The 19,247-nt window shown below is 70.1% G+C and carries 16 protein-coding genes; 11 read left to right on the top strand and 5 right to left on the bottom strand.

Annotated elements, in window-relative coordinates; genetic code table 11:
* Nucleotides 1-9 precede the first annotated feature (9 nt).
* From mutM to ACTH43_RS13900, 3 genes are all read left to right on the top strand, one after another.
* Nucleotides 10-963, top strand: a complete 954-nt coding sequence (mutM, locus tag ACTH43_RS13910) for a bifunctional DNA-formamidopyrimidine glycosylase/DNA-(apurinic or apyrimidinic site) lyase (protein WP_441445495.1) — start codon at nucleotides 10-12, stop codon at nucleotides 961-963.
* A gap of 86 nt (nucleotides 964-1,049) precedes the next feature.
* Nucleotides 1,050-1,928, top strand: coding sequence for an alpha/beta hydrolase (locus ACTH43_RS13905; RefSeq protein WP_441445494.1), 879 nt, complete (start codon nucleotides 1,050-1,052; stop codon nucleotides 1,926-1,928).
* A gap of 143 nt (nucleotides 1,929-2,071) precedes the next feature.
* The gene (locus ACTH43_RS13900; protein WP_441445493.1) at nucleotides 2,072-2,725 is read left to right on the top strand and encodes a response regulator transcription factor; all 654 of its coding nucleotides are present in this window, start codon (nucleotides 2,072-2,074) and stop codon (nucleotides 2,723-2,725) included.
* A 20-nt stretch (nucleotides 2,726-2,745) separates the two neighbouring features.
* Here ACTH43_RS13900 and ACTH43_RS13895 read toward each other — a convergent pair whose 3' ends face one another.
* Genes ACTH43_RS13895 through ACTH43_RS13875 form a run of 5 tightly spaced genes read right to left on the bottom strand, consistent with a single transcriptional unit; the run spans nucleotide 2,746 to nucleotide 10,022 of the window.
* Nucleotides 2,746-3,918, bottom strand: a complete 1,173-nt coding sequence (locus tag ACTH43_RS13895; protein WP_441445492.1) for a sensor histidine kinase — start codon at nucleotides 3,916-3,918, stop codon at nucleotides 2,746-2,748.
* Nucleotides 3,915-5,642 (bottom strand): thiol reductant ABC exporter subunit CydC, encoded by a 1,728-nt coding sequence (gene cydC, locus ACTH43_RS13890; RefSeq protein ID WP_441445491.1) that lies wholly within the window; start codon nucleotides 5,640-5,642, stop codon nucleotides 3,915-3,917. The genes ACTH43_RS13895 and cydC overlap by 4 nt, the downstream gene beginning before the upstream one ends.
* Entirely contained in the window at nucleotides 5,639-7,351 is a 1,713-nt protein-coding gene (gene cydD, locus ACTH43_RS13885; RefSeq protein ID WP_441445490.1) for a thiol reductant ABC exporter subunit CydD, read from the bottom strand. Before cydD ends, cydC begins: the two co-directional genes overlap by 4 nt.
* Before the next feature lie 12 nt (nucleotides 7,352-7,363).
* A complete protein-coding gene (gene cydB / locus ACTH43_RS13880; RefSeq protein ID WP_441445489.1) occupies nucleotides 7,364-8,446 on the bottom strand; it encodes a cytochrome d ubiquinol oxidase subunit II in 1,083 nt (360 codons plus the stop codon).
* Between the two features lie 19 nt (nucleotides 8,447-8,465).
* The gene (locus tag ACTH43_RS13875; protein ID WP_441445488.1) at nucleotides 8,466-10,022 is read right to left on the bottom strand and encodes a cytochrome ubiquinol oxidase subunit I; all 1,557 of its coding nucleotides are present in this window, start codon (nucleotides 10,020-10,022) and stop codon (nucleotides 8,466-8,468) included.
* Between the two features lie 380 nt (nucleotides 10,023-10,402).
* On the opposite strand from ACTH43_RS13875, the gene ACTH43_RS13870 reads away from it, so the two are divergent.
* The 8 genes from ACTH43_RS13870 to nadD form a co-directional block, all read left to right on the top strand.
* Nucleotides 10,403-13,393, top strand: a complete 2,991-nt coding sequence (locus ACTH43_RS13870; RefSeq protein WP_441445487.1) for an Rne/Rng family ribonuclease — start codon at nucleotides 10,403-10,405, stop codon at nucleotides 13,391-13,393.
* Between the two features lie 252 nt (nucleotides 13,394-13,645).
* Nucleotides 13,646-13,954, top strand: a complete 309-nt coding sequence (rplU, locus tag ACTH43_RS13865; RefSeq protein WP_089063991.1) for a 50S ribosomal protein L21 — start codon at nucleotides 13,646-13,648, stop codon at nucleotides 13,952-13,954.
* A gap of 33 nt (nucleotides 13,955-13,987) precedes the next feature.
* Complete coding sequence (gene rpmA, locus ACTH43_RS13860; RefSeq protein ID WP_299303813.1) at nucleotides 13,988-14,242, top strand: 50S ribosomal protein L27; 255 nt, start codon at nucleotides 13,988-13,990, stop codon at nucleotides 14,240-14,242.
* Between the two features lie 99 nt (nucleotides 14,243-14,341).
* On the top strand, nucleotides 14,342-15,874 hold the full coding sequence (obgE, locus tag ACTH43_RS13855) for a GTPase ObgE (protein WP_441445486.1): 1,533 nt from the start codon (nucleotides 14,342-14,344) through the stop codon (nucleotides 15,872-15,874).
* Complete coding sequence (gene proB / locus ACTH43_RS13850) at nucleotides 15,871-17,016, top strand: glutamate 5-kinase (RefSeq protein WP_441445485.1); 1,146 nt, start codon at nucleotides 15,871-15,873, stop codon at nucleotides 17,014-17,016. Before obgE ends, proB begins: the two co-directional genes overlap by 4 nt.
* A gap of 77 nt (nucleotides 17,017-17,093) precedes the next feature.
* Nucleotides 17,094-18,374 carry a glutamate-5-semialdehyde dehydrogenase gene (locus ACTH43_RS13845; protein ID WP_441445484.1) on the top strand — a complete coding sequence of 427 codons (1,281 nt, stop codon included), beginning with the start codon at nucleotides 17,094-17,096 and terminating at the stop codon, nucleotides 18,372-18,374.
* Nucleotides 18,375-18,462: 88 nt separating this feature from the next.
* Entirely contained in the window at nucleotides 18,463-18,645 is a 183-nt protein-coding gene (locus tag ACTH43_RS13840) for a hypothetical protein (protein ID WP_441445483.1), read from the top strand.
* 34 nt (nucleotides 18,646-18,679) lie between these two features.
* Nucleotides 18,680-19,247: nicotinate-nucleotide adenylyltransferase (gene nadD / locus ACTH43_RS13835; protein ID WP_441445521.1), on the top strand; the 568-nt coding region annotated here is incomplete at its 3' end.

Raw genomic sequence — 19,247 nt, 5'->3', positions numbered from 1 at the left:
GCTGAGCTCATGCCCGAGCTGCCCGAGGTCGAGGTCGTCCGGCGCGGCCTCGAGCCCCGCACCGTCGGCCGCACCGTGGAGGCCGTCGAGCTGCTCGACGCCCGGATCATCCGCCGCCAGGTCGGGGGAGTGGACCGGCTGCGCGCCGCCCTCCTCGGCACCACCCTCACGGCGGTGGTGCGGCGCGGCAAGTTCCTGTGGTGGCGGCTCGCCGATGCGGACGGCGCCGACACCGGCGAGGCGCTGATGGGACACCTGGGAATGAGCGGGCAGCTGCGGATCGCGACCGCCGACGGGACCGCACTGGCGCCCCGTGCACCCTCGGAGGGTCCCGCCTCGGATCCGCTGCGCCACCGACGCCTGTCGCTGCACCTCGACGGCGGAACCCGCGTGGACCTCATCGATCAGCGTCTCTTCGGCGGCCTGTGGACCAGCCCGCTGGTGGAGGCGGCCGACGGCGCGCTCGCCGCGATGGGCAGTCCGGATGGACTGCTTCCGACCGACGCTGCCCACGTGGCCCGCGATCTGCTCGACCCGGCAGTCGACCTCCCCGGGATCGCCCGTGCCCTGCGCGCCCGACGCAGCGGTGTGAAGTCGCTGCTGCTCAACCAGCAGCTGGTCTCGGGGATCGGGAACATCTACGCCGACGAGGCGCTGTGGACGGCACGGACCCGCTTCGACACCCCGGGCACTGCGCTCAGCCAGCGCCGGGCGCTCGCGATCCTCCGTGCCGCCCAGGAAGTGATGGAGCGGGCACTGGAAGTGGGCGGCACCAGCTTCGACGCGCTGTACGTGAACGTCGATGGTCGCAGCGGCTATTTCGCCCGCTCGCTGAACGCCTATGGGCGCACCGGGCAGGCATGCCCCCGCTGCGGCGCGACGATCCGTCGCGAGATGTTCCAGAACCGTTCCTCGCACTTCTGCCCGCGCTGCCAGCGGCCGAGGGCACACATCACGTCATAGGCAGGAGGTATGGCCGGACATAGACTCTGTGCGGGGCGTGGCACTGAGGCCATGCTCTCCCGCTGACCTCCCGAATGGAGACACACATGGCCCCGAGCACAGTGGATGAGGGGATGACGCCGATCGTGACGCCCGAGCAGCCGGGCACCGTGGAGCTGGGCACCGGCGTGCTGCCCGGGGCGACGACCCCGGAATCCTGGCACCGCGAATACGGGAGCGTGTTCGCCCGGAACGTCACCGTCGCCACACTCACGCCCGTGCTGCCCGATCCGGCCGATGCCACGGGCACCGCCGTGATCGTGGCTCCCGGCGGTGGCTTCCGGTCACTGTCCATGCAGAACGAGGGCTGGGACGTCGCGCGGGCGCTCGCCGACCGCGGCGTCGCCGCATTCGTGGTGAAGTATCGCCTCCGACAGACCGCCCCTGAACTCGAGGATTTCGCGACGGAGATCCGCGAGATGCTCTCCGGACCGCCCCCGGCCCACCGGAAGGACCCGGTCGGATCGTTCGCGGGTCTTGATGCGCAGATCACCGACGCCCGCGCCGCCTTTGCATGGGTGCGCAGCCACGCGACCCAGTGGGGCCTGGATCCGGCCCGGGTCGGCATGGTCGGCTTCTCCGCCGGCGCTATGCTCACACTCGCCACCGCCCTCGCGGGCGAGGACGCCGAGCCCGCCTTCATCGGTAGCGTCTATGGCCCGATGAGCTCGTTCGACGTCCCGGCGGACGCGCCGCCGCTGTTCATCGCGCTCGCCGCCGATGACCCCCTGTTCGCCTCCAGCGGATTCGGACTCGTCGAGAGCTGGCACGCTGCCGGACGCCCCGTCGAGTTCCACTACTACGAACGCGGCGGCCACGGCTTCGGCATGTATCCGAAGGAGACGACGAGCACCGGCTGGTTCGAGGCTTTCATCAGCTGGATGACCATGCATGGCCTGCTGGCTCGGAGCGCTGCGCGAGAGTGATCCCGCATTCGGTGACGTCGTTTCCGACCAGGGCAGGGACTGCCCGATGCGATAGATTGAGCCCGGCTCCGTCACGAAGGGCGGAGGAACCGAAGCCTGCTCCGGGTGACTGTGCCGACTTTCGAGGACAGCACAGCGAGCAGATGATCCGCGAGGTGAGAATTCCTGTGACGTCGAGCTCTTCCCCCACACCGATCCGCGTGATGCTGGTCGATGACCATGAGGTGGTCCGTCGCGGCATCGTCACCGTGATCGATGCGAGCGAGCAGCTGAGCGTGATCGGTGAGGCCTCCTCCGTCCTCGAGGCGAACCGACGCCTGCCCGCGATCCGGCCCGAGGTGCTGGTCGTGGACCTCCAGCTCCCGGACGGCACCGGCATCGACGTCATGAAGAAGGCCCGGGAGCTGAACCCCGAGCAGCTGATGCTGGTGCTCACCAGCTTCGACGACGACGCCGCGCTGCGTGAATCGAAAGCCGTGGGGGCGGCCGGCCTGATGCTGAAGTCCGCGCGCTCGCAGGAGATCGTCGAGGCGATCATCGCGGTGCATGCAGGGAAGTCGATCTGGCCCGCCGACCACGGGGATGAAGGACCGGACCTCTCGCAGTCCGATCAGCGGATCGTCGAGCTGATCGGCGATGGACACTCCAACCGTGAGATCGCCGAAGCGCTCGGCATCGCCGAGAAGACAGTCAAGAACCGGGTCACGGTGATCCTGCAGGCGCTCGGGATGCAGCGTCGCACCCAGGTGGCGGCGCTGGTCGCCGCCCGCCGTCGCGCCGGGTGGAAGCAGCAGTAGCAGCGCCGGCAGAGCAGGCCTCAGCTCGGCAGCGTCACCCGCCAGGAGATCATCGTCCCCGGCTCGAGGTTGATCGCGTCCACCCAGCCGGAATGACGCCGCGCACGGGCAGACATGTTCGCCAACCCGCTGCGACGGCGCACCGAGGGATCGATCCCGCGGCCGTTGTCGGAGACATTGACCTGCACCACCCGGTCGACCCCCTCGGAGAACACGCTCACCGAGACCGCGACCGCGCTCGCGTGCGCGTGCCGGGCCGCATTGGCCAGGCACTCCCGCACCACCGCCACCACGTCCTCGGCGATCTCCGGTGGCAGCTCGGCATCCATCTCCGCGGGGTGCGGGGGCAGCCGCATCGAGGGGACGAAGCCCAGCCCGGCGGTGGCCAGCCCCACCTCGTGCCGAAGCTGCTCGGAGAGGCTGGCCACGGCGCGCTCGCGTCGCAGTGACTGCACGATCTGCCGGATCTGGGCGACGGCGTTCTCGACTCCCTGCACCGAAGTGGCCACGGAGCTGCGGATCCGGGCGTTCGACGGGGTCATGCCCGGCGCCTCGAGGGACTGCACCAGGCTCTCGAGCTCCATCCCGACGGCGAAGAGCTCCTGGATCGCGAGATCGTGGAGGTCGCGGGCGATGCGACCGCGCTCGTCGTCGATCCCGCTGTCCGAGTGCAGGAACGGGGAGCGCAGGGTGAGGGCGATCAGACCCGCGAGCGAGTCCAGCCGCTCGCGATCCGCGGCCGTGAACGGCTCGGCATCCGCGGCGCGCAGCACCGCGAGCAGCCCCGTTCCGTGCTCTGCCGCGTCGATCACGCCCAGCAGCGCCCGGCAGTCCTCCTGCCCGGTGCCGGCGGTGTCCACGTTGAGGCTGTCGATGGCCTCGAGCACATCGGGATCCGCGCACAGCAGGGCCTCGCCGATGGCTGAGTCCGCGGGGATCTCCGCACCATGCAGCGAGGCGGCATCCGGGCCGTCCACCATCTCTATCCCCCAGCGGGAGGGGCCCAGCGGCATCACGAGGGCGGCGTTGCGGGCGGCGAGGTCGGTGCGGGCGGAGTGGAGCAGCAGGTCCAGCAGGTCCTCGGTCTCGCCCCCGGCGAGGATGGCGCCGGCGAGATCCTGGATGCGCGGACGATCCGGACGGGCGGGAGCGGTCGATGGCGGGCGCGTGGGTGATGGGGTGTGTGAGCTCATCGGTGCTCCTCGAGACGGAGGATCGGGGTGCCGGAGGGAATCGCCTCGACACGGTGGGTGACCACCACGACGGTGGTGGTCGCAGGGACGAGGGTGCTCTCGCGAGGATCGAGCAGCGCGCGCAGCAGCGCATCGCCCCGTCCGGTGTCGAGATGCTCGGTGGGCTCGTCCAGCAGCAGCACCGGTCCGCGGCGCACCACCGCGCGCGCCAGCAGCAGCCGCCGCCGTTCACCGCCGGAGATGGTGGTCCCATCCGGACCGAGCATCGTGTCGAGCCCGTGGGGGAGGGTCGCGATCCAGTCGTCGAGGCCGACGGCCCGCAGCGCATCCTCCGCCTCGGAGTCCTCGAGATCCCCCCGCACCACCCGCAGGTTCTCCCGCAGCGTGGTGGCGAAGACATGACCGTCCTCCGCGAACATCGTCACCCGGGAGCGCACGTCCTGCGGGGCGAGGGCGGCGACGTCCTGGGCATCTAGCTCGACCGTGCCGGCGAGCGGGTCGAGCAGCCCGGCGAGCGTCGCCAGCAGCGTGGACTTCCCGCTGCCTGAGGGGCCGACCACCGCGAGCCGAGCACCGGGAGGCAGCTCGAGGTCCAGCGACCGCACCCGCGGCGCCTCAGCGGTCCACCCGGCCGTGAGCCCCACCACGCGGAGGGCGGCGGTCAGCGGGCGCTGCGGTACCGGGTCGGTGCGGGTGGGGCCGACGGGTGCCGGGTCGGTGGGCGCCGGACTGGTGGGCGCCCGGCCCACCAGCTGTCCCAGGCGCTGCGCAGCGGCCTGGGAGCGCGCGTGCTGGGCGGCGGCGGCAGGCAGCGCGGTCGCGGCCTCGAAGGAGGACAGCGGCAGCAGCAGCAGGATGCCGACCTGTCCGGCCGACGCGCTGCCGTCCAGCCAGACCGCACCGGCTGCGAGCAGCGAGCCGGTCACGGCGAGGATGAGCGTCAACGGCACCGCTGCCGCAGCGACCGCCGCAGGCAGGGCGGCGCGGTCGATCGCGGCGTCATGGGCGGCCTGCCGGGCATGCAGCTGCGTCAGCGCCGCCTCGAGCCGACCGTCGACCCGGAGCGAGGTCGCGTCATCGAGGATCTCGAGCGACTGGGCGCTGACCTCGGCCCGGGTGGTGAGCACGGCCTGCTCGGAGAGGCGGGCGGCGCGGTGGGAGGCCAGCGGTGCGAGCACGCTCGCCAGCAGCAGTGCCGCGAGCATCGCTGCGGTCGCCGCCGGGGACAGCGGCGCGAAGGTCGCGAGCACGACCACCCCCATCACAGCGGCGACCAGCCCGGGCACGAGCGCGGTGATGACATGGTCGCCGAGCTCCTGCGCATCGTCGCCCAGTCGGCTCAGAAGGTCCCCGCGCCGCAGCCGGGTGAGGGTGTCGTCGGTGCGCGCTGCGAGCGCTGAGAACAGGTTCGTGCGCAGGGAGACCACGCCGCGCAGCGCCACATCGTGGGTGAGCATCCGCTCGAGCCACCGGAACACCCCTCGCGAGACTCCGAGCGCCCGGACCATCACCACGGCGACGGTGAGGTCCAGCACCGGCGGCATCGTCCAGGCACGGGTGACCAGATATGCGGACACCGCGGCGAGGGCGAAGGCGGAGCCGAGGGTCGCGCAGGCGGCGAGCACCGCGGCGAGCAGCCGCGCGCGGGGGATCTCGAGCGCCCGCACCGCCCGGCGCAGGTCGGAGCGGGCGGGATCGTTGAGGGCTGTCGGGGCGGGGGTCATCGGCCTGCCTCCACGCGTGCGACGTCATCGGCGACGTCCACCAGCCGTGAGCGGTGGGCGATCACCACGACGGTCCGTCCCCGCTCACGGAGATCCGCGATCAGGTCCAGCACCACCTGCTCGGCAGCGCCGTCGAGATGCGCGGTGGGCTCGTCCAGGACCACCAGCGGTGCGGGGGAGAGGACCGCCCTGGCCAGAGCGAGACGCTGCCGCTCACCGAGCGAGATCCCGTGCCCCGCGCGGCCGAGATCCGCCTCCCAGCCCCGCTCGGCGATGACCGCGTCGAGACCGGTCGCGGCGGCCGCCGCCTCCAGCTCGGCCTGGTCGGCGCCGGGCTGGGAGCTGACGAGCACGGAACGGATCGTCCCCGGGGGCAGCACAGGACGCTGCGGCAGCCAGGCGACCTGGTCCCACAGGCTGCGCCGCGTGATCTCGCGGACGTCGGTCGCGGTGCCGTCGGCGGCGATCACCTCCGCATGGCCCCGGTCGTTATCCACCAGCCCCAGCAGCACCTGGACCGCGGTCGTCTTTCCGGCGCCCGAGGGCCCGGTCAGTGCGAGCACCCGGCCGGGCCTCACCGTGAGCTCAGCGCTGCGCGGTGCCCAGCCGTCGCGGGAGCGCACCGAGACCCCGTGCAGGGCGAGGGAGGAGGTGCGCAGATCCGGGGCGGGCAGAGCGCCGTCGGCCGACGGCTGCTCATCGAGCACCTCGAAGGCCGCGCCCACCGCCGCCAGACCGTCGGTGGAGGCGTGGTACTGCGAACCGACGTTGCGCAGCGGCTGGTAGATCTCCGGGGCGAGCACCAGCACCGCGAGCGCGGGAGCCAGCTCCATCTCCCCGTAGACCAGTCGCATCCCGATGCTCACGGCGATCAGTGCGACGCACAGCGTGGCCAGCAGCTCGAGCACCATCGAGGAGAGGAAGGCGAATCTCAGCGAGCCCATCGCCGAGGCGCGGTGACGGTCGCCGAGCTCCCGCACCGTCCTCTCGGGCCCGCGCTCGCGGCCCAGCGCCCGCAGCGTGGGCAGCCCGTCCACCAGGTCCAGCAGCTGGGCCCACAAGGAGCGCATGTCCGCGATCAGCTTCTCGGACCGTCCCACGGTCAGCTTGCCGACCAGCACCATGAAGATTGGAATCAGCGGCAGAGTGATGAGGGCGATCATCGCGCTGAGCGGATCCAGCACACCGATGGTCAGCAGGCACAGCGGGGTCACCGTGAGCGAGAGCAGCAGCTGCGGGACGTATCCCACCAGATAGGGGCGCAGGTTCTCGATGCCGGTGGTGGCCAGCGCAGTCAGGTCCGCGCCGCGACCGGCACCGGCACGCGGGCCGAGCGCCGCCGCATGGCCGACGATCCGGCCGCGCAGCTCGCTGATCGCGGCGGTCGCCGCACGGTGGGCGGTGGCCTCCTCGACGAGCACGGCGCCGGCACGCACCGCGAGCGCCGTGACAAGCACCAGCAGCAGGGTCGGCGCCTCCTGGGGGATCTCACGCTGGACCAGGAGATGCGCGCCGAGGCGTGCGATGACCAGGGCGGTGACGATGATGCAGGCGGACTGCACGAGCCCCAGCACCACGCTCCTGACGAGGTGGTGCCGGGCGGCCCTGACCTCCCGCACCAGGCGGGGGTCCAGCGGGGCCCGGCTCCGCCTCGGCGCCGGCTCGGCGGCGGGGTCGGCCTTGGTGGGCTCTGCGGTCGCGGTGGTCATCGGATCAGTCTGTCAGCCCTGCTCGAAGGCTTCCCGGTAGCCCTTCTTCGCCTTCTCGAGCAGCTCGGCGCCGGGGGCGGGGGAGTCCTCATCGGCCACCCGGTGGCGGAACACCCGATAGGTCCAGACGGTGTAGGCGATCACGATGGGCATCAGCACGCCGAGTGCCACCAGCATCACCGTGAGCGTGTGCTCGGTCGAGGAGGCGTTCGCGACCGTCAGCGAGTTCGCCGGATCGTTGCTGGCCGGCATGACATAGGGGAACAGGCCCCCGAACAGGGTGATCGCAGCCGCGGCGATGGCGGTCGAGGTCGCACCGAAGGCGAGGCCCTCCCGGCGCTTCCGGTTCAGCGGGACCGCCGCGAGCAGGGCCACCGCGGCCACGGCCACCGGGATCAGGGTGAGCCAGGTGTTCGAGTGGGAGAACTGGAACCAGAGCAGGAAGGCGGCACCGGACACGAACGTCGGCCACACCAGGATCCCGGCCAGCCGGTTCGCGTCCTCCCGCAGCCTGCCCTGGACCTTGAGCGCGAGGTAGTGGGTGCCGTGCAGCCAGAACAGCAGCACGAACACCACCCCGGCCAGCAGCGCGAAGGGGTTCAGCAGTCCCAGCAGGGAGGTGGTCACCCAGTGGTTCTCATCAATGGAGACTCCGGAGACGATATTCCCGAAGGCCACACCCCACAGGAGGGCGGGCGCGAAGCCGCCGATCACATGGACCACGTCCCAGGAGTTCTTCCAGCGGTCGCTGTCCACCTTGTCACGCCATTTGAAGGCGCACACCCGCACGATCAGCACCAGCAGCAGGAGCAGCAGGGCGAGATAGAAGCCGGAGAACAGCGTGGCATACCACTCCGGGAAGGCCGCGAACAGCAGCGCGCCGCCGGTGATCAGCCAGACCTCGTTGCCGTCCCAGACGGGCCCGATGGTCTTCAGCACCGTGCCGCGAGTCTGCACGCCTCGTCGCCAGAAGGTGGCGACGTTCATCTGCACCCCGAAGTCGAAGCCCTCGAGCACGAAGTAGCCCAGGAAGAAGAAGGCGATGAGGGCGAACCACAGGGTCTGGAGGACCGTGGGGTCGAGCATGGCATCCATGATCTGATCTGGTCCCTTCTCAGTAGTCGAAAGACAGGGTGGGGGTGTCGAGCTCGTCGGTCTCGGGGTCGCGCCGGGCCAGCGGCACGCCCTTGAGCGCTGCCTTGCGCATCATCTGGAACCAGAGCACGGCGAGGACTCCGTAGACGAGGGTGAAGGCGACCAGCGAGGTGAGCACCATCCAGCCGGGGTTCGCGGAGACGCCCTGCATGGTCATCAGCCGGACCGTCGGATCCAGGGGGTTGGGGTGGACCACCCAGGGCTGCCGTCCGATCTCGGTGAAGACCCAGCCCGCGGAGTTCGCGAAGAAGGGCATCGGGATCGCGAGCACGGCGAACCACTGGAGGAGCTTCGATCCGGAGGTGCGGGCGTTCTCCCCCTTGCCGCGGGTGACCCACAGGGCCCAGAGGGCGAGAATTCCGCTGAAGGCGGCGAGCCCCATCATCAGCCGGAAGGACCAGTAGGTGACGAAGAGGTTCGGCCGGTAGTCGACGGCGACCTCGTTGCCGCGGATGTCCAGGGCGGTCTCGCCGAACTGCTCCTTGTACTGGGCGTTGAGATCGTCCACGCCCTGCAGGGTGGCGTGCGGGTCGTTGGTGGCGAGGATCCCCGTCACATAAGGGATCTCGATGATGTGGGTGACCCCCGAGCAGTCCTCGCTGAAGGCATCCGGCCCTCCGACGGTGAGGATCGAGAACGGTACGTCCGACTGCGTCTCGCACAGTGCCTCGGCCGAGGCCATCTTCATCGGCTGCTGCTCGAACATGAGCTTGGCCTGGAAGTCCCCGGAGATGACGAGCACCACGGCGGACACCACCATGGCGATCACCCCGAAGCGCACGGTGGGCCGGAACAGATCGCGGGCGGCGAGATGGTGCTCCTGCCCCTCCTCGGTGTCCAGGCCGAATGCTCGCGCCCGGTTGTGGTGGCGCACCATGTGCCAGACGGCGACCCCGGTGAGGAACGCTCCAGCCACCAGCCAGGCCCCGGAGACCACATGCGGGAAGGCCGCCATCGCGGTGACGTTCGTGAGCACCGCGAGGATCGAGCCCTGCGAGGGGTCGAGCTCCGCACGCCCGGTCTCAGGGTTCAGCATCGCGCCGACAGGATGCTGCATGAAGGAGTTCGCGGCGATGATGAAATACGCCGAGAGGGTGGTGCCCAGTGCCACGGCCCAGATCGTCAGCAGGTGGATCTTCTCGGGCATCTTGCCCCAGCCGAAGATCCACAGTCCCAGGAACACGGATTCGAGGAAGAAGGCCGCCAGGCCCTCGAGCGCCAGCGGTGCGCCGAAGACGTCGCCCACATAGCGTGCGTACTCGGACCAGTTCATGCCGAACTGGAACTCCTGGACGATGCCGGTGGCGATACCGATGCCGAAGTTCACGATCAGCATCGAGCCGAAGAACTTCGTCATCCGCGTCCAGGCATCCTTGCGCGCAGGATCCTTCGAGAAGACCGCCCGGGTCTGCATGATCGCGACCAGCAGGGACAGTCCGATGGTGAGCGGGACGAAGATGAAGTGGTACACGGTGGTGATGCCGAACTGCCACCGTGCCAGGTCGAAGGCTTCCATGATTCCTCCCGAGTGGACGACACGCCGTCATAAAACCTACGGGGCGGTCACCGGCGCGGCGAAGGACGATGGTCCCGCTCTCGAGCGTAGACCCGCGGGAACGGTCAGAGGCAGTCCGAGCATGTCGCCTCCGGCGGAAGCGACCCCTGTGCCATACTGATCGAGGCACTCTCCTGCTCCGTACCGGGTGGGGGAACCTCCCGGCGTCGTGACGTCGGAGCACCGGCTACGCGGACGACCGCGACCGCTGTGTTCCCTCGGTCGGCATCGCAGCGCTTCCATCGGGGAGCTGCGCGACGGCGAGGGCTTGAGACTTCCGTCCCAGCGACGATGACCAGAAGGGACCAGGGTGCGCTGGTCCTCCAGAAGGAGACGGCCTCATGGCTGACAGCACCCACATTCCCGAGAACGATTCGTCGGACGAGACGCAGCCCGCTGCTCCCGCTCGTCGTCGCCGGCGCGCCGGCGCCCCCGTCGGAGCCCCTGCTTTCACCCCGCCTGCGGTCCCGCAGCCGGAGACCTCCGCCCCGCGCACCGTGGTGGCCGCGCAGGAGGCGGCCGCGGCTGAGCCCGCTCCGGTGCGGACGAAGCGCCCCCGTCGGCGCGCTGGCGCCCCGGCCGGAGCCCCGGTGATCCCGGCCGCGGATGCGGTCGAGGAGCCCCAGGCCGCGCCGACTCAGACCGCGCCGTCCCAGACCGTGGAGCCCCAGGTCGAGGAGGAGGCTTCGGAAGCGGTCGTTCCAGAAGCCGTTGCACCGGAAGCAACCGCACCGGAAGCACCCGCAGCGGCGACGGACGACAGCCCTGTCCTCGGCGATCTGCGTGCCCTCGCCTCGGCCCGTGGCGCCGGTGAGGACGACTCCGCCGCGGCGGCGGATGACGACCGCGCCCGTCGCCGTGAGCAGGTCCAGATGGACTTCGCCTCGCTCCTGTTCCAGGCGCCCACCGCGCAGCCCCGCACCACCGTCGGTGCCCACGACGCCCCGGTCGGCAGCGCCGGCCTCTCCTTCGCCGCTGGTTCCGACGACGACGACGAGGTGTCGTCCGAGACTGATTCCGAGACTGATGAGGAGCAGCCCTCGCGCTCCCGGCGCAGCCGCTCGCGACGCTCCTCCCAGCGCACCTCCGGCGCGGCCAGCTCCGACTCCGCCGCCGCGGGCTCCGAGTCTGAGGACAACGGCAGCGATGGCGACAGCGACGACAGCGATAGCAGCGAGGACTCCTCCTCCGACAGCTCGAGCTCGAACTCCCGCCGGCGGCGTCGACGAGGCGGTCGTGGCCGACGCGGTCGCGGTCGCGGCGACGACGACGGCTCGGGATCCGAGGACGGCACGGGCTACGGCGAGACCGACAGCGAGGACAACGGCGCGGAGAGCTCCGCGCAGGACGATGCCGAGGACGAGGACCGCAGCGGAGAGGGATCCGAGTCCGGTTCCGGCAGCTCCTCCAGCTCACGCCGTCGCCGGCGTCGGCGCCGCTCCGGGAGCAGCGGGGACGAATCGACCTCCCCGGATGATCCGCCGAACACTGTGGTCAAGGTGCGCGACGCCCGAGAAGCGCGCGACGAGGTCAAGGCCGTCAAGGGCTCGACCCGCCTCGAGGCCAAGCGCCAGCGCCGCCGTGAGGGCCGTGACGCCGGTCGTCGCCGCAACGTCATCACAGAGTCCGAGTTCCTGGCCCGCCGCGAGTCCGTCAAGCGCTCGATGGTGGTGCGCGAGCGCGCCGGCCGCACCCAGATCGCGGTGCTCGAGGACGATGTGCTGGTCGAGCACTACGTCGCCCAGAAGACGCAGACCTCGATGGTCGGCAACGTCTACATGGGCAAGGTCCAGAACGTGCTGCCCTCCATGGAAGCTGCGTTCGTGGATATCGGCAAGGGCCGCAACGCGGTGCTCTACGCCGGTGAGGTCAACTGGGACGCTGTGGGCCTCGAGGGTCAGCCGCGTCGTATCGAGCTCGCGCTCAAGAGCGGCGATCCGGTGCTGGTGCAGGTCACCAAGGATCCGATCGGTCACAAGGGTGCCCGGCTGACCAGCCAGATCTCCCTGCCCGGCCGCTATGTGGTGTTCGTGCCCGGCGGCTCCATGACCGGCATCTCCCGCAAGCTGCCCGACACCGAGCGTGCGCGGCTGAAGAAGATCATGCGCGAGATCATCCCCGAGGACGCGGGCGTCATCGTGCGCACCGCCGCCGAGGGCGCGAGCGAGGAGGAGCTGACGCACGACGTCGAGCGCCTGCGCGCCCAGTGGGAGAAGATCGAGAAGTCGCAGAAGAGCAAGTCCGCCCCGGTGGCCCTCTCCCAGGAGCCGGACATCGCCATCAAGGTGGTGCGTGACGTCTTCAACGAGGACTTCACCTCCCTGATCGTCGAGGGGGACAAGGTCCACGATGCCGTCCACGCCTACATCAGCGACGTGGCCCCGGATCTGCTGGAGCGCCTGACCCGCCATGTCGGCGACAAGGACGTCTTCGCGAAGCACCGCATCGACGAGCAGCTCCTCAAGGCCATGGATCGCAAGGTCTACCTGCCCTCCGGCGGTTCCCTGGTGATCGATCGCACCGAGGCGATGACCGTGGTCGATGTGAACACAGGCAAATTCACCGGCACCGGCGGCTCGCTCGAGGAGACGGTCACCAAGAACAACCTCGAATCCGCCGAGGAGATCGTGCGTCAGCTGCGGCTGCGCGACATCGGCGGCATCATCGTCATCGACTTCATCGACATGGTGCTCGAGTCCAACCGGGACCTGGTGCTGCGGCGCCTGGTCGAGTGCCTGGGCCGAGACCGGACCAAGCACCAGGTCGCCGAGGTCACCTCGCTGGGCCTGGTGCAGATGACCCGCAAGCGGGTCGGGCAGGGCCTGGTCGAGACCTTCTCGAACACCTGTGAGCACTGCAACGGACGCGGCCTGGTCGTCGACGTCGACGGCACCCACAGCCACGGCGGCGGCAGCACTGCGAACGGTGGGGGCAACGGCGGGAACGGAGGCGGCAGCGCCGGTCACGGCGAGAACGGCGGGGACGACTCCTCGAAGTCCTCGCGACGGCGCGGGCGACGCACGCGCGGCGGTGCCAAGGAAGAGGCCGAGAGCGGCGACAGCGGCACCGAGGAGTCGCAGGCCGATGTGCATCGTCTCGAGGACGACGCCGACAGCCGTGCCCTGGCTCGCGCCACCATCGCCTCCATCGCGGCGGCCTCCGGGGCGCATACGCAGCCCGAGGTGACCGTCGACGGTGAGGTCGTGGACGCGGCAGCTCCGGCAGAGCGCAGCGAGTCTTCGGGGTCCGACGACCCCGCTGAAACGGCGACGGATTCCGCGAGCGAGCCCTCGAGCTCGACCTGGGAGCAGGACGCCCCCGGCCAGGGGTGACGTGTTCCACAGGGTGTGACCGCGTTCTCGCAGGTCGGAACGTGTCCGGTGGTTGACCGGCGGGTGTCGGGATCGTAAGCTGTTCCCTGGCGCAAAACGTGCCGCAGTCGTGCTTCCGGTGGGCATCGCGCGACCGCATCTCCCGCTTGACCCCGTTCGTACGGGGCTCAGGTCCGGTTGACGGTCGCAGGTCCGCGATGACACCCGGCAGGGAGCATGTCTCGAATTCGATTCACAAGATGGAGCATTGACGTGGTGTACGCAATCGTCCGCGCAGGCGGTCGTCAGGAGAAGGTGTCGGTCGGTGACACCATCGTGATCAACCGCGTGGCAGGCGAGGCTGGCGACAGCGTCGATCTCGCTCCCGTGCTGCTGGTCGACGGTGACAAGGTCACTTCCGCACAGAACGAGCTTGCCAAGGTGAAGGTCACCGCCGAGAAGGTCGAAGACCTCCGCGGCGAGAAGATCCGGATCCTCCGCTACAAGAACAAGACCGGTTACAAGAAGCGCCAGGGCCACCGCCAGGAGCTCACCCGGCTGAAGATCACCGGAATCGCCTGAGCGATCCCCCGAACAGACAAGGATTGATCCCAGATGGCATCTAAGAAGGGCGTCAGCTCCTCCAAGAACGGGCGCGATTCCAACTCCCAGCGCCTCGGCGTCAAGCGCTTCGGCGGCCAGAACGTCGGCGCAGGCGAGATCATCGTGCGCCAGCGTGGCACCAAGATCCACCCCGGTGACGGTGTGGGTCGCGGCAACGACGACACCCTGTTCGCGCTCACCGCGGGCACTGTCGAATTCGGTCGCAAGCGCGACCGTCGCGTGGTCAGCATCGTCGAGACGGTCTGATCGCTCGCCCCGGATCCCGGGGCACATAGCGTCCTTCGAGGGGCGGAGCCGAACGCTCCGCCCCTCGATGCTTTTTCTCACCATCATCGGAGTGAACCCATGGCCACATTCGTCGACCGCGTCCAGCTTCAGGTCGCCGGGGGATCGGGCGGAAACGGCGCCGCCTCGATCCGTCGCGAGAAGTTCAAGCCCCTGGCCGGTCCCGATGGTGCCAACGGCGGTCGCGGCGGCGATGTGATCCTCGAGGTCGACGGCTCGACCACCACGCTGCTGGAGTACCACCACAAGCCGCATCAGAAGGCGACCAGCGGCGGTTTCGGCAAGGGCGATCTGCGGCACGGCGCCGGCGGCGAGGACCTCATCCTCGCGGTCCCCGACGGCACCGTGGTCACGGCCGAGGACGGCACGGTCCTGATCGACATGATCGGCATCGGCACCCGCTTCGTCGCCGCCCGCGGCGGCAGCGGGGGACTGGGCAATGCGGCACTGGCCACCGCCCAGCGCAAGGCCCCGGGCTTCGCCCTGCTCGGCGAGCCCGGCCAGGAGCGCTCCCTGGTGCTCGAGCTGAAGACGGTCGCCGACGTCGCGCTGGTGGGCTTTCCCAGCGCCGGCAAGTCCTCCCTGATCGCCGCGATGAGCGCCGCCCGCCCCAAGATCGCCGACTACCCCTTCACCACCCTGGTGCCGAACCTCGGCGTGGTCGAGGCAGGGGAGCACCGCTACACGATCGCCGACGTCCCGGGCCTCATCCCCGGAGCCAGCCAGGGCAAGGGCCTGGGCCTGGACTTCCTGCGCCATATCGAGCGCTGCCACGTCATCGTGCACGTGCTGGATGCCGCTGCCCTCGAATCGGATCGCGACCCCGTCGGGGACCTCGCGACCATCGAGAACGAGCTGGCCACCTACGCAGCAAGCCTCGACGAGGAGGCCGGCAGCCGGGTGCCGCTCATGGAGCGGCCCACCGTGGTGGTGCTGAACAAGACGGATCTGCCCGATGGGGCGGATATGGCCGACATGGTCCGCGCGCAGCTCGCCGAGCGCGAGATCCCGATCCTGGATATCTCCGCCGTCTCCCGCAAGGGCCTGCGCGAGCTGTCCTTCGTGCTCGGCGAGCTGGTCGAGCAGGCGCGAGCACAGCTCCCCGAGCCGGAGGCCGCCCCGATCGTGCTGACCCCCAAGGCAGTCGACGAGAAGGGCTTCGAGGTGGTCACCGAGCAGTACGACGGGCACACCGCCTTCCGCGTCAAGGGGGACAAGCCCGAGCGCTGGGTGCGTCAGACCGACTTCACCAACGACGAGGCCGTCGGCTACCTCGCCGACCGCCTGGCGAAGCTCGGCGTCGAGGATCAGCTGTACGCCGCGGGCGCGGTCGCGGGCTCGACGGTGCTGATCGGTCCCGGGGAGGACGCGGTCGTCTTCGACTGGGAGCCGACGATGGTCGGCGGCGCCGAGATGCTGGGCCGCCGCGGCACCGATGACCGGTTCGAGGATCATTCCCGTCCCACCCGCGAGACGAAGCGGGAGCTGCAGCGCGCCCGCACCGAGGCGAGGATGCAGCGGATCTCCGCGATGGAGGAGGAGCGACGGGCCGGTCACTGGGCCGACCCCGCCTCGCAGGACGAGGCCCGGTGAGCAGCATCGAGCTGCGCCAACCGGAGCGGCTCACCTCTCGGGAGACGCTCGCGACGGCCCGCCGCATCGTCGTCAAGATCGGGTCCTCGAGCCTGACCGATGAGCGCGGACGCCTCGACCAGCTCCGCATCCAGCAGATCGCCGACACCGCCGCGGCCCTGGCCGGCCGGGGCACCGAGCTGGTGATCGTCTCCTCCGGTGCGATCGCCGCCGCGCTGGGACCGCTCGGAATGCCCGAGCGGCCCGCCGCGGTCGAGCTCCAGCAGGCGGCCGCGAGCGTGGGCCAGGCACTGCTGGCGAGCGCCTGGTCGAGCGCCTTCGCCGCGCACCATCTGATCACCGGTCAGGTGCTGCTCACCGAGTCCGATGTGATCCGCCCCCAGACCTACCGCAATGTGCGCAGCGCCCTCGAGTCGCTGCTGGACCTGGGGGCGGTGCCGATCGTCAACGAGAACGACACCACCGCCACCCACGAGATCCGCTTCGGCGACAACGATCGCCTCGCGGCGCTGGTCGCACAGCTGCTGGGCGCCGACGCACTGATCCTGCTCACCGACGTAGACGCCCTGTACACCGCGCCGCCGCGAGAGCCCGGCGCCGAGCGCATCGCCCAGGTGGACGACGTGGCACGGCTGGCCGGGGTGAACATCGGTCCGGTGGGCTCGAAGGTGGGCACGGGAGGGATGGTCACGAAGCTCTCAGCGGCGCAGCTCGCCGCGACCACCGGAACCGCAGCCCTGATGACCTCCGCCGAGCAGTTCTCCGCCGCGATCGAGGGGCAGGACGTGGGCACCTTCTTCCCCGCCCACCATGGCCGTCGCCGCTCCCGTCTGGTCTGGCTGCGCTTCGCGACCCGAGGTGCGGGCACCCTGCACCTGGACGAGGGCGCGGCAGAAGCCGTGCGCAGCCGCCGCCGCTCGCTGCTGGCCGTCGGCATCTCGCGCGTCGAGGGCACCTTCCCGGCCGGAGTCCCGGTCGACGTGATCGCCCCGGACGGTGCGGTGATCGCCCGCGGGATCGCCTCCTTCAGCAGCGACGAGCTGCGGGTGATGGCCGGCCGTGGCACCGACGAGGCCCGTGAGCAGCTGGGGGAGAGGTTCCGCCGCCCCGCCATCCACCGTGACCAGCTGGTGATGCTCTGAGCGATGGGGGTCGGAGACGGCGTCTGCTGGTCGGACGGCACCTGACCGAAGGGGTGCGGCGCTCGTAGACTCCAGGCATGGAATCTCCTGTGACCACCGCAGTCCTCGCCGCAGCCCGCGCCGCGAAGGACGCACAGCCGGCGCTGGCGCGCCTGCACCGCGGCACCAAGGACCGGGTGCTGCTGGCCATGGCCGACGCGCTGGTGGAGCGGGCCGCAGAGGTTGTGGACGCGAACGCGCGGGATCTCGCAGCGGCCGACGCCTCCGGCATCGCCCCCGGGCTCCGGGACCGGCTCGCCCTGGACCCCGAGCGGGTCGCGGCGATCGCCGAGCAGCTGCGGGACGCGGCGGCTCTGCCTGATCCGATCGGCGAGGTGGTGCGCGGCTCAGTCCTCGAGAACGGCCTCGAGCTGCGTGAGGTGCGGGTGCCGATGGGCGTGATCGGCATGGTCTATGAGGCACGGCCGAATGTCACCGTCGATGCCGCAGGCCTGGCGCTCAAGGCCGGCAGCGCGGTGGTGCTGCGCGGCGGCTCGGCCGCCCTCCACTCCAACACCGCCCTCATCGCGGTGCTGCGCTCGGTGCTGGTCGATCATGATCTCCCCGAGGCTCTGATCACCGGGATCGACGAGCACGGCCGCGAGGGCGTGGACGTGCTCATGCGCGCCCGCGGGCTGGTGGACGTGCTGATCCCGCGCGGCGGCGCCGGTCTGATCCGCAGAGTGGTGGAGAACTCCCTGGTCCCGGTGATCGAGACGGGCACCGGGAAGACCCATGTGCTGGTCGACGCGAGCGCCGACCTCGCCCAGGCGGTCGACATCGTGGCCAATGCCAAGCTGCAGCGGATCGGGGTGTGCAATGCGCTCGAGACGCTGCTGGTCCACCAGGACATCGCCGAGCAGGCGCTGCCACGCCTTGCGGCACCTCTGGCCGCGGCCGGCGTGCGCCTGCACGCCGATGAGAGAGCCTCCGAGATCCTCGCCGCGGCCGGCACCGAGGCCGAGGTGATCCCGGCCGTCGCGGAGGACTGGGACACCGAGTACCTGGCGCTCGAGCTCGCGGTGAAGGTGGTCGAGGATCTCGACCAGGCGCTCGCCCACATCCGGGAGCACTCCACCGGCCATACGGAATCGATCCTCACCCGCGACGCCCGCAGCCAGCAGCGGTTCCTGAACGAGGTCGACTCCGCGGTGGTGATGGCGAACGCCTCCACCCGCTTCTCCGACGGCAGCGAGTTCGGCTTCGGTGCAGAGATCGGCATCTCGACCCAGAAGCTCCACGCCCGCGGGCCGATGGGGCTGCGGGAGATCACCGCGAGCAAATGGCTGGTGGTGGGCCAGGGGCAGGTGCGGCCGTGACCCCACTCCCATCATGCGCGCCGGAGCATGAGCGCGCACTTTGCTGTGGGATGATGGCTCGGTCACCCGTGGAAAGGTCATCAAGAACATGACTGATCAGCTCATGATCCTTGCCGAGTCCGGCACCCTTGCCAGCGAGGGGCTCCCCGCCCCCGCGGTCGGTATCGGGATGTTCATCATCCTGATGTCGCTGCTGGGCCTCACCTGGCTCGTCGGCGGCGCGCATCACCGCAGCCTGGACAAGAAGAACACCACCGGCTCTGACGACTGACCCGGTGGAGCTGCAGCGACGCCGGATCGGCGTGATGGGCGGGACCTTCGATCCCATCCATCACGGCCACCTCGTCGCCGCCAGCGAGGTCCAAAGCGTCTTCGCGCTCGACGAGGTGATCTTCGTGCCGACCGGTCGGCCCTGGCAGAAGGCGGATCGAGAGATCTCGGATCCCGAGGACCGCTACCTGATGACGGTGGTGGCGACCGCGGCGAACCCGGTGTTCACCGTCTCTCGGGTCGACATCGATCGGCCGGGAGCGACCTACACGATCGACACCCTGAGGGATCTGCATCGTGAGCAGCCTGAGGCCGATCTCTTCTTCATCACCGGTGCAGATGCCCTCCAGAACATCCTGACCTGGAAGGACACCGAGGAGATCTTCGACCTCGCCCACTTCGTCGGAGTCACCAGGCCCGGCCACGAGCTCGACACCTCCGGGCTGCCGGAGGACGGCGTCACCCTGATCGAGGTCCCCGCGATGGCGATCAGCTCCACCGACTGCCGCACCCGGGTCGCGGCCGGAGCACCTGTCTGGTACCTGGTGCCCGACGGCGTCGTCCAATACATCAACAAGTACGCCCTCTACACAGGAGGTGACG

It is taken from the genome of Brachybacterium sp. (genome assembly GCF_052095815.1).
Taxonomy (GTDB): domain Bacteria; phylum Actinomycetota; class Actinomycetes; order Actinomycetales; family Dermabacteraceae; genus Brachybacterium.
This window is presented reverse-complemented; position numbering and strand designations above follow the sequence as displayed.